This window comes from Sporosarcina aquimarina (assembly GCF_023715615.1).
In the GTDB taxonomy this organism is placed as follows: domain Bacteria; phylum Bacillota; class Bacilli; order Bacillales_A; family Planococcaceae; genus Sporosarcina; species Sporosarcina aquimarina_A.
The window spans coordinates 129,168-146,356 of sequence record NZ_JAMBOM010000006.1 but is presented as its reverse complement, the minus strand read 5'-3'; the positions used below and the strand labels follow the sequence as shown (position 1 = coordinate 146,356).

The following is a 17,189-nucleotide window of genomic DNA, read 5'->3' as shown; positions in this document are numbered from 1 at the left end:
TTTTAAGTATAGGTAGACACTTCCATTGAATGTTAACTAGCATAGCATGATTTTTCGAGAAGTAAATTACTTTGCTTGAATCTTCAAAAACTGAAATCATAAAAAAACCGTTCAGCATAGTCTGAGCGGCTTCTCTACTATCTATTCCCTATTTTACTTGTTTTTCAACAATCCCCATGTTCTGCTTGTGGAGGACATGATGGGTTCCCCACTCATGCATCGCCTCTAAAATTGGGCTCAGTGTTCTTCCATAATCCGTCATCGAATATTCCACTTTAGGAGGAACTTGAGGGTACACTACGCGTTGGATTATATCTTCCTCTTCTAATTCACGCAGCTGTTTCGTCAGCATCTTTTGCGTGATCCCCGGCATGCTACGTTTCAGTTCACTGAAACGTTTTGTCCCTTCATGTAGCAAATACAAAATGATGACTGGCTTCCATTTCCCCACAACAATTCCGAGTGCTTCTTCCACGCGACATTGAGACACTTCTCCTTCCACACGTACTCCCCCTAACAGTATCTTTTTAGATACTACACCACTTTAAAGTGCGTACTTCCACATGAGCAATCGTCTGACTATACTGAAAGAGAAGTGAAGCAGCTCCTTTATGAGCCCTTTACGTAAACCCCAAGGAGGAATTCATCTTGTCACAAACATTTTTGAAGTCTGTTGAAAACCGCCGTTCCATTTATGCCATTAATAATGAACCTATCCTTTCCGATGAAAAACTGGAGGAGCTCATCCAGCATGCAGTAAAACATACGCCTTCTGCATTCAATTCACAAACGGCACGTGTCGTTGTCCTATTAGGTGAACAAAGCAAACGACTATGGGAAATTACTAGTGATACTTTAAAGAAAATCGTACCTGCAGAGAATTTCGAATCGACTGCACAGCGTATGACGATGTTCGGCAGTGGCTACGGAACAATCCTGTTCTTTGAAGATATGCAAGTTGTTGAAAACTTACAAGAACAATTCCAAGAATACAAGGATAATTTCCCGACATGGTCTCAACAATCATCCGGTATGGTCCAGCACGTTATCTGGACTGCTCTATCAGATGAAGGATATGGTGCAAGTCTCCAGCATTACAATCCATTGATCGACGATGAAGTGAAAGCTGAATGGAACCTCCCTTCTTCTTGGAAGCTTATGTCGCAAATGCCTTTTGGTAAAGTAGTGGCGCCTGCAGGAGAAAAGGAATTCCTCCCAATGGATGACCGATTGCGTGTATTCAAATAAGTCTATCATCAAAAAAACAGGGAATGCATTGACACGATGCATTCCCTATTTTTTGCATGCTATTAGTGTGCCGCTAAACGTTCAACTGTCTCACTGACAAACTGTGTATAAGGCGTATCCGGCATTTGAGCCATATTGGAATCCGCTGTTCTTGCGAGCTCTTGAGCATACTTTAAATCTCCAAGTTGCTCAGCACATAGTGCAGCATACGCATCCTTCTCATAATACATGGAAAGGTCGTACGGATGATGCACATTCTCACTGATGACAACTTGTTGCAACATGTTTAGCCCTTCCTGGTAGCGGCCAACCCCATAGAGCGCCTTTCCACGTTCCAGAACAAAGAAATTCGTGAAGAATTCATGATTTGGCATAGGACCCGTCAGTTCCGAAAGTTTTTCGAGCGCCGTTTCATGGTCATGGCGAAACGAATTCAGCTGATGGATCCGGACCAGTTTCGTAAACCAGTTCGCATGATCATCTTCTGCAAATTCCCCATACTGGAGTAGCTTCCGCTCGTAGTAATCAAGTTTTTCGTCGTCTTCATCTATTATCGCTCGATAAGCCGCCAGACGGTAAAGCTGCTCGACTTGGTAAAAAATCTTTTTGTCCTTCGAATAGCGGATTGCCTCATTCATCAGTCGGGTCGCTTCATCCGTATCATTGACCGCAAAACGGAAAATCACCTCATATGTGTATAAATCTAAACGTGTCAGCGAGTCGATATAGCCACTTCGGCTTTCCACTTCTGCTTTTTCTTCTAATAACCGCGCTAGTGCTTCTTCATACCGATGCTCAGTGAACAACACCATAGCCCAGAAAATTCCGACTGCCGCCCTCCGTGGTACAATATTAAGCTCTTCGTAAATATCTGATGCTCTTTCCGCTATTGGTTGCCAATTTGAACGGCCTAGTAAATAAGAAAGTTTGCTGTAGATTTCTAATAGACGGCCAGCAGTGTAGCCAGACAAAAGCTTCGGGACTAATGGCTCTATCATTTCCAAAGTTTCCTCATATTTATTTTTGTCTTCAGATTTAACAACTTTTTCAGCTTGGTCCAGCAGCGCTCGAAGCTCGCTACCGCTCACTTCTTCCAACAGTTCAGATACTTCGACGTCGAGACACTTCGCTAAATAATTGAGATTCTCCATAGAAGGGTTTGCTTTATTATTTTCAATCAGACTGAGCATACCTTTTGTCATTTGCTCACCCGCACAGGACTCTAACGTCATTTTTCGTTCTTTTCTCAGTGTTCTAATCCGCTCTCCTAATGTTCTCATTACGCTTCACTCCTGAATCAACCATTTAGTTTAATTATATTAAACTTTCTCTTGAAATGAAAGAGTTCACATGCTATTATTTGTTTAATATCATTAAACTTTCTGAATGGAGTGACTATTTTGGACGAAAACGTAATAAAGCTGAAGCGTGCCACTTATCATTTATGGACTTTTGCTGCGAGTAAGATGATCAGCGCATTTGGTTCACAAATCTATGCATTTGCCATCAGCTTTTATATTTTGCAGATAACTGGTTCTGCTACTAGTTTTGCAGCGAACCTCATTTGCAGCATCCTCCCTCGCACACTCATGGGACCATTTGCTGGATACGTCGCAGATACGTACTCTCGAAAAAAAATCGTCATCATAGCACAGGTTGTTTCTTCCGTGGCGATACTTGGACTGCTGACCATTAGCTTGTTGACTAATGAGTTATCGTTGCCTGCCATCTACGCGACAACCGTTGTGCTATCATTAGCGTCAACATTTTCGAGTATTGCTTTCACGTCTTCCATCACAGGTCTTGTTGATGAAGATCGGATTCAAAAAGCGATGTCGCTGAACCAGATGTCAATTTCATTTGCGGCGATCGGAAGTCCAGCAGTAGGTGGTCTGCTTTATGGAGCTGTTCCTATGCCAGTTTTTCTAGGTCTCTATGCAGGCGCTTCCATTCTTGCCGTCCTGCTAGAGTCTACGATGAATTTCAATTTGTTTGCCAAACGTACAGTGAAGGAAGATGGGATACCGAAAGAGAAAATGCTCGAAAGCATGAAAGCCGGGCTCGCGTATGCCCGTCTTCAGCCACTATTGATGGCAATGATCTGGGTTGCGTTGCTCGTCAACTTCCTGTTTGGTGCGGTCACGGTCGGCTATTCGTTCATCCTCATCGAAAAGCTGAAAATGCTTCCGGCCCATTTTGGATTAGTCGAAGGAGCGATGGCGGTCGGTATGCTCCTCATGTCCATTTACTTAGCGGCACGTAAACCGTTTGCCTCGCCGCTGCATGTATCCAAATGGGGGATCACAGTACTGGGTCTCGAGATGGGACTAATCGCGGTGCCGTTGCTGATTCTCCTTCCATATGGTGGCATGTTTGCGTTTTACGTAACGATTTCGTTTATCAGCGGAGCCTTAGGACCACTCATTAATACCCCTCTCCAAGTCTTCATGATGAAACTGATAGACGACGACTTTAAAGGTCGTGTGTTTTCCATCTTGGAGACGATGGCGATGGCGCTCATGCCACTCGGAATGGTGCTATTTGGATTTTTATACGATGTCTTGCCAGCACCTTGGATACTCATCAGTTCAAGTTTCTTGCTGATTCTTACGGTGTTCATCCTTCTACGCGCTTCCGTCATCCGACAAGTGACTGGGACGAAACCTGAAGAGGAACTGAAAACGGTATCCAATTAAAAACACGTGCCACCTGTATATTTTCAAAGCTCTATTTCAAGTCTATCTAGCATAAGCTCTCTAAAGCTTCATCGTGTTTGACTTCCTTTAGAGAGCGAGGAACCACCCTTGATTCGGAAACTATTCATCGTCCTTATCCTGATTATTATAGGAATCATTGTTTTTAAATTACTAACTCCGGATAAATCCTTACTTGGACTATGCTTTCCTACTGTTGTTGAAAAGACGGACATCACCCTGCTGGATGCTTATTTCATCGCTATGAAAAAGGCGAAGGAATTGGATCCGATACCCGAACTTGTTTTTTTAAATAGCGTAAATGATGGTGAAATGAGTGGAAAAGATGGCAAGCGCGGGAATTGGCAAGGATATATCTCCCTCACAGATACCAAAAAAAGTTTGATTTTCGCTATTGAAAAGGGGAAGTTAATTAGCTATAGGGTTGGTGATATTTCCTATGAGAAGACGATTAATGCATCCTCCATTAAAATCGATAGCACTCTGATAGTGAAATCCGCAACAAAAGAATTCCACCTGGAACCCGGACCAAAGAGTGATTCGTTCTCCAATGGCTATCATTTCCGTCTATTAAGGGATGCTGAAAACATCTTTCTTTCAGTGGATGGAATGATTAATGGCAAGCCTGCAGAGATTTTTTATCATCCTGAAACCGGCGAATATATGGGAAGAGTTGAAACCAACTAAAGAGCATAAAAAAGCAGAGACTTACACTAAATGAACGTGTGAGTCTCTGCTTTTTCAAGGTATTTTATTTACAAATTATTGCGATTCCTCCAACGATACTTCTTCCACATCGCTTCCATCGGGACTCATCCTATATAAAGAATTGTCTGGGCGCCTTCCACCAAAGTCTTTATCAACCATAAAATACACTTTTTCGTCAGCACCATATATTGGGTACTCTGCATACTCATGTAAGTGGGTGAGTTGCGTAATACTTTGTGTATCCCAATTATATGAGAACAATTCGTATTCAAAAATCCCCTCCGAATTTGCCTCTGCTACCGCTTGGTAAACAAGTTCAGAACGGTCAGGAATAAGTACGAAATCATAGAGATCCTGAGTATCTTCCGGAATACTAATCACCATTTTGTGGTCAGGGTTGGACAATGGGATTTTAAAAACACGACCTTTTGTTTCGAAGCTATCCTCAGCGGTTTCCACATCTGCATCGTCATCCATTTGAATATAGATGGAATCATCTTCGCTGGAAACTTGAAGAGAGGACATGCTATATTTTTTCAATTCCGTATGTTGAACATGCTCCCCTGTTTTCAACTGAACACTGTGGACATCAAAGTCATGGGGATACAAACTTGCAATCGGTGAATAATGGGAAAACTGATTGGCTTGCAAATAAAATATCCGCTCATCATTCTTTGGATCAATCACTAGCTCCATAACGATGGCGTCTTTTGTGAAAAGGACTTCATCTTTCCCCGATTCAATTTTAACTTTGTGTATAATACTTTTACTATGCTCATCCAACTCTTTGTCCGAGTTTACATAGAGCACTGTTTTACCGTCCGGCATTATCGCAAGATCTAAAATCGACTGATTTGAGGGAAGCTGAACGACTTGTCTCAACTGCTTAGATTTCACATATAACGTAGGCTTTCCTCTTTCATAGGTTACAAAAGCAATATCCCCTTGAGCGGAAACATCAAATTGCCCCGTCAGCCCTTGTTGTTTTTCCTCATCTGGAATGCTATAGGTGAACCCGAGCAACAAGCAAATCCCTGTCACTAGTATAATTATGCTTGCGAACAGAAAAGTTTTTCTCAAAGTCCTCCCTCCCCTGGTACTACCATCCATATTAGGAGAAGCATAACCGGCATTAGAATTTGTACGACAGCAACTGTATACACGAGACTCTTACGTTGTGTGTCTAGTACCCTCATTTGAATTGCATAAGCGATGCCATACAATACAAGTGGAACAAATAGTTTCCAGATCTCTCCGTTTCCATCTTCACTGAATAGAAAGAATATGTATATGAAATACAACGTACCCAATGTTAACACGATGCCGATTGTGATATTAAAGGCATGTAATACCTTCGCGTTTGTTGCCATTTCGTAATGAAGACTCGTTCGATAAATGCAAATGATTGCACACAATACCAGCAGATAACCGATGATTGAAAGACTTGTTGAATACGGGCGTTCTAAATTAGTTGCGAGAAGTGTCCCATAACCTAACAAGAAACCATTCACAATGAGCAAAGTATTCATCACAGCACGATGTCTGCTCATCCACTTCTTTGAATGCGTTGAGCTAAATAGAAGTGCTGAACTCATCAAAACACCGATCAGCAACCAAATCATATGCGCATCTCCCGATCTGAATAGGTGAAACAGATAGATAGTATAAATATAAAGAAGCGAGCCGATAGATAAGCTTAATGGCAACTTTTTCAGATAGCGTCCCACAGATTGATCCCCCACAATACAATGAAAGCATTTGTTTCAGATTACCATTATACTGGGCATGTGACAATGCTCTCTTTAGTGGGGAATGATGTTTAAAATAGAGTTATATAAAAGTACTTGAAAAATTCACTTAGTGACAAATAGTTACTCTACTATTAAAAAGAGATGGATCAGAACGATTTTTCTCTTTAAGTTCATTACCTTTCCCTGCACTTGTGGCGCTTTTTTACTTTTATGATGGAAATATCTCTAGCGGTTGAAGAATATTCAATGAGCACTTTTAATCTGGACTAGAGTAGTTAGACACTTGTTATCGAGAAGCAGATAATTATAGATACATCCCTTTATTTCATCGTGTGGAATAAAGGGATGTATCTATATGGTGCGAGTGTTCGATTAGCACTTCATAATCGGTAGTAAGGTATAAGACCCTTTTTATAAAGATAAGCCACGATATTCAAGAATGGAGAAGGGATTTTCTTCAAAAAGTAACGTTTGGAGTAAACTTGCCGATGGGCTTTTTTAAGATCACGCCATTGCCTGCAGTCTTTCAATTGTCTATAACGTGCAACGTCAATGAGCTTTATCTCATCAGTAGATGTGATGAAAATATTACGCAAGTGAATGTCGGAAGGGTTTAACCCCAAATCTGAAGCCAATGATAATGCGTAATCAATTTCTTTAATATGATCTGATGTAATGAGTCTCCCATGTGTCATACACTCAAATAGTGTATAACCATCGATGTAATCCATGACAATATAATTCACTCCTGCTTCATAGATAAATGGAAAATAACTAATATCTTGAAGTGATTTATAAATTTCAGCTTCTTCTTTAGCAATGTACTTAAAATCAGGAAAGAACACTTTCATAGCTTTATTTACTGACTTTACTTTGAAAACACATGCACTTCTCCCTGTCCCGATAAGTTTTAAAGATTTGTCGTAGCTAATAAGGCGATTCTTCTTATTAAAAACAACTGAATTTGCAAGTTCTAAGTAATTATTCAAAGGTTAACCTCCAATAACTTTCAAAAAATAAAAAAGAGACACTATAACCAATTCTCGGTCATAATGTCTCAAAGAAAACAAAAGACCTCACCAAATAAATGGTAAGGTCTCGCAAACAACGATTGTTGCCAATAAAGCCGAGGATCTAAATCCTGTATTGACGACTTTTACTGTATTAGCTACTCCCCTTAGCGGAAGTTGAATATATTATTATGTAAATTCACTATAAGTTTTAACAGCTAAGATGTCAAATATAACAAAGTAATTGTGTCAGAAAGCAGAAAATAGTGGCCAATTTGATAGCACATAAAATATTTGGATCATCATTCTAAGTGCTATCAAATTTCACTTAAGAAATTCAATAATTATTGTAAAACCTCCTGGAAACTTTCCGTTTTACGGAGCAAAATCCATCTGTCCCGTAAACAACAGCACAATAACACTGACCCAAAAGATAAAGAAGGACGAGGAGAAAATGAGAGCGATGATTGGAATGCCGTTTCTCTCCTCTTTCGATGCAATACCTATGATCGAGAGGATCATTCCTACCGCAGTCAGTAAAATCGTCAGATAATCCCCACCTGCATTGCCGATGTTTGCGATTCGTGTCGGAGGTATAAACACTATGAAAAAGCAAATAACTCCTATTACTAAAGATATATAGCTGATTTTTCCATACTTTTTACTAATTGGCTTGCTACTTTCCATCTCATCACAGCCCTCTCTGTTTGAACTGTTTTTCCCTGTTCAGCTTGTCATTCAAGGTACTCTTATTCAGTAAGCTGAACCTGTTCTGTTTCTCCGTCTTCCAGATTCATCCGAAATAGTTCATATTCCGGTGACCTGCCTGCAAAATTATAGTCCATCATATAATAGAGCTGACCATCATCACCGAGTAATGGCCTGGCAGCGTAGTTTTTCTGGAAGGTCAGCTGTTTAGCTTCCTTCGTCTCCCAGTTATAGGAAAACAGTTCATATTCGTATGTCCCTTTACTGTTTGTTCCGCTAACCGCCTGATAAATGAGAAGTGAGTGTGCTGGCACCAAAACAAAATCGTAGAGATCTTCCGTATCCTTTGGGATGAAGAGTTTTTTGGGCTGATCCGGTTGAGCGAGAGGAATCTGAAAAATTCGTTGTTTCGTTTCAAAAACTTCTTCCGCCGTATTGGCATCTGCATCATCATCCATCTGGATATAAACGGATTTTTCTTTACCCGATACTTGCAGGGATGTCATGTTATACTTCTTCAAATCTGTAAGCTGCTTCTGTGTTTTTTCTTTTAAATCGTAGCTATGGACGTCAAACTCATGCGGGTATGCGCTGGCAACCGGTGAGTAGTTCAAATAGATATCTGCTTGAAGATAGAACAGCTGATTTTCTAATGCCACATCCAACGCTAGTTCCGTAATAATTGCGTCTTTTTCAAATAGAACTTCATCCGAACCGGTTGAAAGATCGACTTCATGTACTATACTTTTACTCGTCTCACTGAGTGTTTTATCGGAATTCACATAGAGAACTTTTTTCTGGCCTGGCATCATAATGACATCAGAAATCTCCTGATTCGGTGGTAACTGAGCCACTTGTCTTATGCCGTTGGACTTCACATACAGCGTTGGTTTCCCATCTTCATACGTCACAAAACCAATATCCCCCGTATCAGACACGTCAAAAATTCCTGTCACTCCCTGTTGCTTTTCCTCTTCAGGCACTTGAAAAGTAAAACCAAAAAATATGCAAACAGAAGTTACGATCAAAATTCCTACGGCCAACCCTATCATTCTCTTCATCAGGATGCTCCCCCTCTAACAACCAGAATCCAAAATACGAAGAGTACGACTGGCATTAAAAGTTGAACTGCTGTAAATGAATAAGCGATTTTCTTTCGGCCATAGTTCAGCAAGATCAGTTGTACGGCATAGACAATCCCCCAAAAAGCAAGTGGCACAAACAGTTTCCAGAGCACCCAATATCCATCAGATGCAAATATGAGGAACGCATAGAGGAAAAACAACGTGCCTAGAGTCAACAGAATACCCATCGATAAGTTGAAATAATGAATAAATTTTGTTCCTGTCCTTAAATTCACTTCAGTCGCTGGCACATCGTAAATCGTCGTCCGGAAAATCAAAACAACCGCCAGCAGTACGATAAGTGTATCAAGCGTCGCAAATATCATAGAGTATGGTGAATCGAAATCAAGCAACAGCCCTGCCGCCATGACAAAACCATGGACCACGAGCAAAGTATTCATGACTGCCCTACGGTTCAGCGAAGCAACTGGACGCAGTGTCAGGAACAATATGCTAGAACTTGTGAGAACTCCAAGCAAAAGCCATCCAATATGGGAATCACCCATTACGAATAACTGACTTAAAAAGATAGCATACGTAAGAATTAAAGAGCCGATGCTGAGCGTTAGCAGCATTTCCCTACGAAACGGATACATCGCATGCTGCAGTGTTCTACCGACATACTTCCCGTCCCCGAAATTCCTCATTGCCAATTGAGCCGCCTCCTCCTCGTTATATCCGTTCCCCTTGAAATCCTCACATGCGCATTCCAGATGGATGACTAACTCTTCGAAAAGGTCTTCCCGTTCCTCCCGGCTGCAGTCCGTTTCCTGGATTACTTTTTTTACGAATCGTTCGAAGGAGTGTTTCATATGAGACCTTCCGAACTTTTATGGACCAGGGCATTCATCCATTCCCAATTCTCTTTTTTCATTTCCAGCGCACGAGTACCTTCCTCCGACAGATGATAATATTTTCTGCGGCCACTTTCCGTCTGCTGCCAGTAGGAAGTAATCCATGTCTTTTTTTCAAGACGTTTCAAGGCCGCATATAACGTCCCCTCACTCATCTCATACGTATCGTCGCTAAGCTCTTTCAGCACTTTCACCATTTCGTACCCGTACATGTCTCTCTGGGCAATCAACGACAAAATGAGCAAATCGATGCTGCCTTTCATCATTTCCTGATCCACTGTTTCCACCTCTTCTTTCTAAACTTGAATGTAGTACCTCGCAATGCAAGGTGAGTTATTTCACCATATCTTACTACTTTGTACCTCGCAATGCAAGGGCTCTATTGTTTTATTGATAATAAAAAATCCCGTTGCTCTTAAAATCTTTAAGAGTAACGAGATTATCAACTTATTACTGTGCGGCTTCTAAAATATCCACAATTTCTAAATACCCTTTGTCCTTCGCATGCTGCAAAGGAGTTATGCCATCATTATCCGTGATTGACTGATCCGCACCGTGTTTCAGCAGAACTTTAATAATTTCTTGCTGACTGACACCACCGTCACTTAGAATGACAGCTTCCATGAGAGCCGTCCAGCCAAGCTTATTCACGTGATTCACATCGACCTTGGTCTCATTCAGTAGGATTTCTACCATTTCAACATGGCCACGCTCCGAAGCCGGAATGATTGCAACCCCACCATACCGGTTAGTAATCGCGGGATCTGCTCCTGCTTCGTTTGCCAACCTTAAAATATCGATGTATCCTTCTGCGCCTGCATAAAGGAAGCAATTGTTTTGCATATTGTCCTGTATGTCGACATCTGCACCTGCATCTAATAGTGCTTTGACGGTTGGTGCATCGTTATTGTACGTTGCAATCATAAGCGCCGTTCTTCCTTCGCTATCTTGTGTGTCCAACTCTGTGTTTTGCTCTATCAGTTCTTTCACTTTCTCCGTATCTTGCTGATTGGCAGCTTTCAATAGCTCAATTGTCATTAAATCTCCTCCTAGTCTAGTATCGGTATTCCCGTCTTTTTCATCAAGCACACATGAGGACAGCAGAAAAACAGCTATGCCTACCATGAACAAATAGCGCATCAAACTACCTCCTAACTCATTCGTTTGGAGCGACTACTTCCACCTTCATGCGATCTGGATCTTCGAAATACACAGCATAATGGGATTCACCACCTGCGTATGGATGGGTATCAGGGTAAAGAATGCGCACGTTACGACCCTCCAGTTGCCTTGTAATTAAATCCACGTGCTCTCTGGATTCCGCATGGAACGCTAGATGATTTAGGCCAGTCCTACACCGATGATACGGTACATCTAGAAAACGTTCTTCCGTTTGAACAAATACTAGATACGTATCACCTAATTTCCAACTCTTCCCCTCTGGCCAGTCTTGATGCACCGTGTATCCCAACTCCTCGAGTAGCCATCCCCAAAACTCTACTGAGCTTTCCAAATCAGATACATATAATTCAATGTGATGAAGCAACCCTTTCACACATAAATCCCCCTTCTAAAAAACGTCCACTATTCATGTTGAATAGTGGACGTTTCCGATAAAATGATTATAACGCAGCTTGAACCGTTTTACGATAATACCCGACTGTCAAGAATGCGAATACTAAGTAGATTCCTATATAGACCGACATTGCAATGACGGTCGGTACCGTAACATCACTCATGAATATGAACGACGCAGATTTCAATGCGAAAATTGAATGCAGTAATCCTATCGCAAGTGGCAGTCCGAATACGAATACTTGTTTCTTAATAACGCCTTTCATAATTTCCTGACCACTGAATCCAAGCTGACGCAACGTTCTGTAACTTGCTTTCTCTTGTTCAGCTTCGGTCATCTGCTTGAAGTAGAGAATACTTCCTGTCGAGATGAGGAACACGAGACCTAGGAATCCAGCTATGAAAATTAACATACCACTAGATTGCAGTGTTTTCCGATATTCTGTGTAAAAATCGAATCTTTTAGAGACGCTTTCGATATCATTATAAAGAGCGGTGGCTTCTTCAAAGTCACTTTTATTTATTAAATTAATAACTATCGCATCATTAAGCTGAGTTTCTTCAACTGCTTTGTACTCAGACTTAATCGCCTGAAACTTCTCATCTTTCACAACAAGCGTTGAAGCGAATTCAACCATATTGAATGCATTTCCTTCTGCAAAACGTTCGATAGAAATGTTCTTATTGAATCGTTTAGGCTCAAGTGTTAAATTGAGCGGAACCTTCGCAGACTTAACAATCCAATAGGTGGGAGCATCCAAGATCACACCTGATTGCGAATCTTTCACTTCAATCTGCAGACCCGCTTCACTCAGTTGACGCTCGCTTACGATTCGGACCGTCGTATCTCTATCTGAAAACAGCGGATTTAGTTTTTTTTCATAGGTTCCAGCTAACTCGATACCTTCAATAGTGGAAGCATGATATGCGATCCCAGCATCATCCAGGGATTTAGTGAACTGATCCGCTATAGTTGCGTCTCCGTCAATCATATAATCGAATGGCTGCAGCAACCGTGTTTCTTTCTCAGTGGAATAGTAAGTAGAATACGCAGCCGCAAGCATCGTCAGCGTCATCGCCGATAATACAGTAATGATGGTCAGTGAATTCGCATTAGCTTTTATCCTGTGCATCAATGGAGCTAAAGATAAGCTATTTGACAGGCCTAGATGTCCTTTTTTAGAGCTTCGAATTTGGTAAAGCATCCATCCAATCGTCACTCGAAACAGCAGATACGTTCCGAGAATGACTGAAACCAGCACGACAATCATATTGAAAAACAGCAAACTGTTGAGCATATGGCCGGATAACCAATAACCGAATCCAATTAGGAGTATACCCAAAATCCCAAATATAGTGGAAACAATGGTTTTTGGCTTTTTGATGCGTTCACCGGACTGATCCACTTTAAACAATTCAAGCAATGTACTCCGTTTCACAGCAAACGCCATTTGTAGAGACGTTAGCGCTAGAAGCGCGACAAACACGATGACTGTTTGCAAAATTGCGGCTCCTGAAAATGACAAAGTCAGCACACCGTCTATTCCCACAAGTTTCATTAATAGGAGTAAGAACACTCTTGAAACAAGCAAACCAATTCCAATTCCAATTGCTAGTGCACCAGTTCCGAGCAAAAAGTTTTCTGTCACTAACATTCGGGTGACGGTGAATTTGGACAACCCGATCAGCTGATAGAGTCCCACCTCGCGACTTCTTCGTTTTAGGAAAATGGAGTTCGCATAGAGAACAAATACACCAGAGATGAACAGCAATAAAATTCCTGCAGCTTTGAATCCCGATGCCATTGTAAAAGAGGATTCCGTTCGTTCCAACACCGTACTATCATGTTGCAACGAAGCAAATACAAAATAAAGCACAACACTTAATATCAATGCAAAAAAGTACAAGTAGTAATGTTTCAGGTTTTTCCGCATACTGCGGACAACGAGGTCAAAGAGCGTCAACGCTGTCACCTCCAAGAATCCCTTGCACTTTCAGGATTTCTTGAAAGAACTGCTGCCTCGTCTGATCCCCTCGATACAGCTCAGAGTAAATCGTACCGTCTTTCAGGAATACAACGCGATTGCAGTAACTTGAAGCGACTGGATCATGAGTTACCATCATGATCGTAACATCCCGTTCGTCGTTGACTTTCGCTAATGTTCCGAGCAAGGACGCGGCTGATTTAGAATCGAGCGCTCCCGTCGGTTCATCCGCAAACACAATCGAAGGTTCGTTGATCAAAGCACGCGCCGCAGATGTCCGCTGCTTTTGTCCGCCTGAAATTTCACCTGGGTATTTATTTGCTAGCTCCGGAATCCCAAGAGTACGTGCAATTGATTTGAAGCGATCTTCCGCCACCACACGTTTTACGTTTCCGACTGAAATCGGAAGTAATATATTCTCTTTCACCGTCAATGTATCGAGCAAATTATAATCCTGGAAGATGAACCCAAGCTGATCGCGTCTGAACTGCGATAGTTTGCGGTCGTTCATCGAAGAAATATCTGTTCCATTTATCTTAATCGAGCCTTCCGTAGTACGGTCAATCGTCGCGAGTACATTGAGCAATGTTGTCTTTCCGGCACCAGAAGGACCCATGATCCCGACAAATTCACCTTCCATCACCCGGAAGTCGATTCCTTTTAATACGTGCTGTATTTGTCCACGTTTTCCGAACGACTTACGAAGTGAAGTAGCTTCCAACATAGTTGTTTGTTGTGACACTTAAAACGCCTCCCTGATTTCTATACACTCACTTTACTGCAGAAATACAGTGGGGTCGTTCGATTTGAATGACAATCTGCGCCGGCAATCTTACAGTTTTGTCACTTACGGGTTTCACCCAGTCATTTCCCTATTGAAATACAATCGTTGTCTGTGTTCCTGGTAAGCCCTGAGGCAAACAACACACCTGCTCTCACAAAAAATGCTTTTCACCAATCAAATCTTCCTCATGCGAAGCATTTATTACCAGTATTAGGGAGGTGAAAGCATTCTTCATAGTGAGAAACAATTCCGGACAACTCGAAGCTTTGCAATGTGCTCATAAACCAATGAAAATGATCATAAAACTCAATATGTGATCATAAACCATGGAAAATGATCATAAAACTTAATATGTGATCATAAAACTCGAATTGTGATCATAAACCAATGAAAGTGATCATAAAACTTTAAATGTGATCATAAACTCCCTACTTACGGGTTGCATCAAAGTCATTTTCTGTAGAAAACGTCATAACCATCTTTGTACCAGAAGAACCATCGGACTGCCCAAACAATTGCACTCCTATTTTTCCAGCCGTCTGTTTGGCTAAATAGAGACCCAGTCCCGTTGCAGCATGTTGGATTCGACCGGCATTCCCTGTGAATCCTCTATCGAATATGCGTGGCATTTCGTGCGCTGGAATTCCTGGTCCTTCATCTGTCACTGTTAGTGAAACGTTTCCTGTTTCATCTGATTTCGCTTGAAGGGTCACTGTTCCGCCAGCCGGACTGTATTTCACCGCATTCGTCAACAGTTGTCGGAGAATGAAACGGCACCATTTTTGGTCGGTGACAACTTCCACTTTTTCTCCTTCAATCTCGACGGCAATGTTTTTCTCCAAACACCACGGCATCAGTTGACGCACTTCTTCAGTAGCCCAACGGACAACATCGGTTTCCTCTACTACATAATCGGCTTCTAAAGAAGGAAGTCGAGAAATATACAGTTGCTGATCAATCAGTAAATGGACACGCAACCATTCTGCATCGATTTTCCGAAACAATGGTTCTTGACGATTTGCATCAATTATCAACTTCATCGCAGTAAGTGGAGCTTTCACCTCATGGACCCATGCTGCAGTATCGTTTTGCTCTGCATACACAAACTCTCTCAAACGAGACATCCGATTCCTATAAGCCCCATCGATTTGCTGGAGCATTTCAGTCAAAATCTGATCTTGATGAAAGACAGACGTCGGAAGTCCTTCTTGCCAATCATCCTGTAGTTCGTGAACAAGCTGATTGAGCGCTTGTAAATAGGCAGTCTCCTTGCGATACCGCCATATGAAAAACAGAACGAAAATTGTGAGCAACAAGAGGTTCAAATATCCGATAGAGACGCTACTGATAGCTAATCCTTTATCCAAAACTAACAACAGATCCGTTACTAGGAGTGAACCTACAAATAAGGCGATCCAGCTTTTCCGATCCGCAATATAGGCGCGTATCATCAGGATTTCCCCTGTAGAGTAACCGCCATATAGCCCATCCCTTTTTTGGTCACAATCGCTTCTTCCAATCCTAAATCACTTAACTTTTGGCGTAAACGCGTCACGTTAACAGTTAGCGTATTGTCGTTGACAAAGCGTTCATCATCCCATAACTTTCGGATTAGTTCATCCCGAGAGACAATTTTATCGTTCGACTCAACGAGAATAGAGAGGATGAAAAACTCATTTTTTGTGAGCTCGATTTCTTGGTCATTCCCTTTGATTACACACCTTTTTAAATCGATGGTCGTCCCATTCCACTTCAATTCATCACTAGATTCTTCTATCTCTGTATAGGAGTAGGCCCGTCGTAACGTCGCCTGAATTTTAGCAAGTAAGACATCCGTGTGAAACGGTTTTTGTATGTAATCATCTCCACCCATATTCATCGCCATGACTATGTCCATCGGATGATCTCTCGAAGAAAGAAAGATGATGGGTACATTGGACACCGCCCTAATTTCCCGACACCAGTGGAAGCCATCATATGCGGGAAGTTGAATGTCCATAATGACGAGTTGAGGACTAACATTTGTAAATGGAGTCATGATGTCTTGAAAACTTTTTGGTCCAACTACACGAAACGACCACTGTTCCAAATGGTCTTTTAATGACGAAAAAATTGCTCCATCGTCCTCTACGATAAAAATAGTTTCTTCCATTTCATTCTCCTTCCTCAGTGTTGCATACGACTCAACACATGCAATGTATCTAACACATGGTCTAAAAAGAGCGAGAGTTCAGTCATGTTGTCCTCAGTGAGCCTAGGTTTAAATGCAGCTTCAATGGAATTCATCAACTTGGGATTTTCTTCACCATACACGTAGCGAATCGTTTGCGTGATTTCAACATCTTGTTCCCAAATCGATGCCATTATTTGTTCAACCCCTGAACATTCAGTGTCAGGATTGACAACACTTTTTTGAAAACAGAGAGACAACGAGCAAGCGGGATTTGCGTTGGGGTCTTCCATGATTTCACCGGCAAGATCACGGACACCTGCACTCAACAAAACTTCCGCATCAATTTCAGGATGATGACGTAGGACGAACCGTAAAGCAAACTCGCGAGAAAGCACAGCAAAGTCCATCACGTCCCGGCGATTTCTTATTTCGATTTGTTCTTCTATTGTATCTAGGTCATATAAGTGATTTTCTAGAGCAACTTTCAAGTTATCAAATATCGTCGGATCGTACATGTTCAATATGCCTCCAGTGATTAACAAGTGTTATTTGAAG

Annotated in this window: 19 protein-coding genes; 3 read left to right on the top strand and 16 right to left on the bottom strand. The window is 41.6% G+C overall.

Annotation, left to right across the window (positions count from 1 at the left end; all coding sequences use genetic code 11):
- Positions 1-148 precede the first annotated feature (148 nt).
- A complete protein-coding gene (locus tag M3197_RS14135) occupies positions 149-502 on the bottom strand; it encodes a winged helix-turn-helix transcriptional regulator (RefSeq protein ID WP_251662228.1) in 354 nt (117 codons plus the stop codon).
- Between the two features lie 146 nt (positions 503-648).
- On the opposite strand from M3197_RS14135, the gene M3197_RS14130 reads away from it, so the two are divergent.
- Positions 649-1,248: a nitroreductase family protein gene (locus M3197_RS14130; protein WP_285851377.1), complete on the top strand. Its 600-nt coding sequence runs from the start codon at positions 649-651 to the stop codon at positions 1,246-1,248.
- 62 nt (positions 1,249-1,310) lie between these two features.
- Here the strand turns inward: M3197_RS14130 and M3197_RS14125 are convergent, their stop codons facing one another.
- Positions 1,311-2,528 (bottom strand): helix-turn-helix domain-containing protein, encoded by a 1,218-nt coding sequence (locus M3197_RS14125; protein ID WP_251662227.1) that lies wholly within the window; start codon positions 2,526-2,528, stop codon positions 1,311-1,313.
- Positions 2,529-2,648: 120 nt separating this feature from the next.
- Here M3197_RS14125 and M3197_RS14120 point away from each other — a divergent pair, with 120 nt between their 5' ends.
- Both M3197_RS14120 and M3197_RS14115 read left to right on the top strand, forming a co-directional pair.
- On the top strand, positions 2,649-3,944 hold the full coding sequence (locus tag M3197_RS14120; protein WP_251662226.1) for an MFS transporter: 1,296 nt from the start codon (positions 2,649-2,651) through the stop codon (positions 3,942-3,944).
- Between the two features lie 108 nt (positions 3,945-4,052).
- Positions 4,053-4,649: a hypothetical protein gene (locus M3197_RS14115; protein ID WP_251662225.1), complete on the top strand. Its 597-nt coding sequence runs from the start codon at positions 4,053-4,055 to the stop codon at positions 4,647-4,649.
- A gap of 75 nt (positions 4,650-4,724) precedes the next feature.
- Here the strand turns inward: M3197_RS14115 and M3197_RS14110 are convergent, their stop codons facing one another.
- The 14 genes from M3197_RS14110 to M3197_RS14045 all read right to left on the bottom strand — a co-directional run bounded on the left by M3197_RS14110 (position 4,725) and on the right by M3197_RS14045 (position 17,149).
- A complete protein-coding gene (locus M3197_RS14110) occupies positions 4,725-5,750 on the bottom strand; it encodes a TolB-like translocation protein (RefSeq protein ID WP_251662224.1) in 1,026 nt (341 codons plus the stop codon).
- Positions 5,747-6,292, bottom strand: a complete 546-nt coding sequence (locus M3197_RS14105; protein WP_251662223.1) for a hypothetical protein — start codon at positions 6,290-6,292, stop codon at positions 5,747-5,749. Before M3197_RS14105 ends, M3197_RS14110 begins: the two co-directional genes overlap by 4 nt.
- 509 nt (positions 6,293-6,801) lie before the next feature.
- Positions 6,802-7,410, bottom strand: coding sequence for a protein kinase family protein (locus tag M3197_RS14100; protein ID WP_251662222.1), 609 nt, complete (start codon positions 7,408-7,410; stop codon positions 6,802-6,804).
- A 396-nt stretch (positions 7,411-7,806) separates the two neighbouring features.
- Complete coding sequence (locus tag M3197_RS14095; protein ID WP_251662221.1) at positions 7,807-8,118, bottom strand: hypothetical protein; 312 nt, start codon at positions 8,116-8,118, stop codon at positions 7,807-7,809.
- Positions 8,119-8,180: 62 nt separating this feature from the next.
- Positions 8,181-9,200 carry a hypothetical protein gene (locus M3197_RS14090; protein ID WP_251662220.1) on the bottom strand — a complete coding sequence of 340 codons (1,020 nt, stop codon included), beginning with the start codon at positions 9,198-9,200 and terminating at the stop codon, positions 8,181-8,183.
- Positions 9,200-10,075, bottom strand: a complete 876-nt coding sequence (locus M3197_RS14085; RefSeq protein ID WP_251662219.1) for a permease prefix domain 1-containing protein — start codon at positions 10,073-10,075, stop codon at positions 9,200-9,202. The genes M3197_RS14090 and M3197_RS14085 overlap by 1 nt, the downstream gene beginning before the upstream one ends.
- Positions 10,072-10,395: a PadR family transcriptional regulator gene (locus M3197_RS14080; protein WP_025786369.1), complete on the bottom strand. Its 324-nt coding sequence runs from the start codon at positions 10,393-10,395 to the stop codon at positions 10,072-10,074. The genes M3197_RS14085 and M3197_RS14080 overlap by 4 nt, the downstream gene beginning before the upstream one ends.
- A gap of 172 nt (positions 10,396-10,567) precedes the next feature.
- On the bottom strand, positions 10,568-11,257 hold the full coding sequence (locus M3197_RS14075) for an ankyrin repeat domain-containing protein (protein WP_432814004.1): 690 nt from the start codon (positions 11,255-11,257) through the stop codon (positions 10,568-10,570).
- 16 nt (positions 11,258-11,273) lie between these two features.
- Positions 11,274-11,672 (bottom strand): VOC family protein, encoded by a 399-nt coding sequence (locus M3197_RS14070; protein ID WP_251662218.1) that lies wholly within the window; start codon positions 11,670-11,672, stop codon positions 11,274-11,276.
- A gap of 67 nt (positions 11,673-11,739) precedes the next feature.
- The gene (locus tag M3197_RS14065) at positions 11,740-13,656 is read right to left on the bottom strand and encodes an FtsX-like permease family protein (RefSeq protein ID WP_251662217.1); all 1,917 of its coding nucleotides are present in this window, start codon (positions 13,654-13,656) and stop codon (positions 11,740-11,742) included.
- Positions 13,643-14,401: an ABC transporter ATP-binding protein gene (locus tag M3197_RS14060; protein WP_039042830.1), complete on the bottom strand. Its 759-nt coding sequence runs from the start codon at positions 14,399-14,401 to the stop codon at positions 13,643-13,645. The genes M3197_RS14065 and M3197_RS14060 overlap by 14 nt, the downstream gene beginning before the upstream one ends.
- A 488-nt stretch (positions 14,402-14,889) precedes the next feature.
- Positions 14,890-15,912, bottom strand: a complete 1,023-nt coding sequence (locus M3197_RS14055; protein ID WP_251662216.1) for a sensor histidine kinase — start codon at positions 15,910-15,912, stop codon at positions 14,890-14,892.
- On the bottom strand, positions 15,912-16,613 hold the full coding sequence (locus M3197_RS14050; protein WP_251662215.1) for a response regulator transcription factor: 702 nt from the start codon (positions 16,611-16,613) through the stop codon (positions 15,912-15,914). The genes M3197_RS14055 and M3197_RS14050 overlap by 1 nt, the downstream gene beginning before the upstream one ends.
- Positions 16,614-16,627: 14 nt before the next feature.
- On the bottom strand, positions 16,628-17,149 hold the full coding sequence (locus M3197_RS14045; RefSeq protein ID WP_251662214.1) for a hypothetical protein: 522 nt from the start codon (positions 17,147-17,149) through the stop codon (positions 16,628-16,630).
- Positions 17,150-17,189: the final 40 nt, after the last annotated feature.

What these genes read in the sequence shown, in the direction of transcription:
- M3197_RS14085 (WP_251662219.1), bottom strand. Translation starts at nt 10,075, where the DNA reads ATGAAACACTCCTTCGAACGATTCGTAAAAAAAGTAATCCAGGAAACG.
- M3197_RS14095 (WP_251662221.1), bottom strand. Translation starts at nt 8,118, where the DNA reads ATGGAAAGTAGCAAGCCAATTAGTAAAAAGTATGGAAAAATCAGCTAT.
- M3197_RS14075 (WP_432814004.1), bottom strand. Translation starts at nt 11,257, where the DNA reads ATGCGCTATTTGTTCATGGTAGGCATAGCTGTTTTTCTGCTGTCCTCA.
- M3197_RS14105 (WP_251662223.1), bottom strand. Translation starts at nt 6,292, where the DNA reads ATGATTTGGTTGCTGATCGGTGTTTTGATGAGTTCAGCACTTCTATTT.
- M3197_RS14050 (WP_251662215.1), bottom strand. Translation starts at nt 16,613, where the DNA reads ATGGAAGAAACTATTTTTATCGTAGAGGACGATGGAGCAATTTTTTCG.
- M3197_RS14125 (WP_251662227.1), bottom strand. Translation starts at nt 2,528, where the DNA reads ATGAGAACATTAGGAGAGCGGATTAGAACACTGAGAAAAGAACGAAAA.
- M3197_RS14060 (WP_039042830.1), bottom strand. Translation starts at nt 14,401, where the DNA reads ATGTTGGAAGCTACTTCACTTCGTAAGTCGTTCGGAAAACGTGGACAA.
- M3197_RS14045 (WP_251662214.1), bottom strand. Translation starts at nt 17,149, where the DNA reads ATGTACGATCCGACGATATTTGATAACTTGAAAGTTGCTCTAGAAAAT.
- M3197_RS14055 (WP_251662216.1), bottom strand. Translation starts at nt 15,912, where the DNA reads ATGATACGCGCCTATATTGCGGATCGGAAAAGCTGGATCGCCTTATTT.
- M3197_RS14090 (WP_251662220.1), bottom strand. Translation starts at nt 9,200, where the DNA reads ATGAAGAGAATGATAGGGTTGGCCGTAGGAATTTTGATCGTAACTTCT.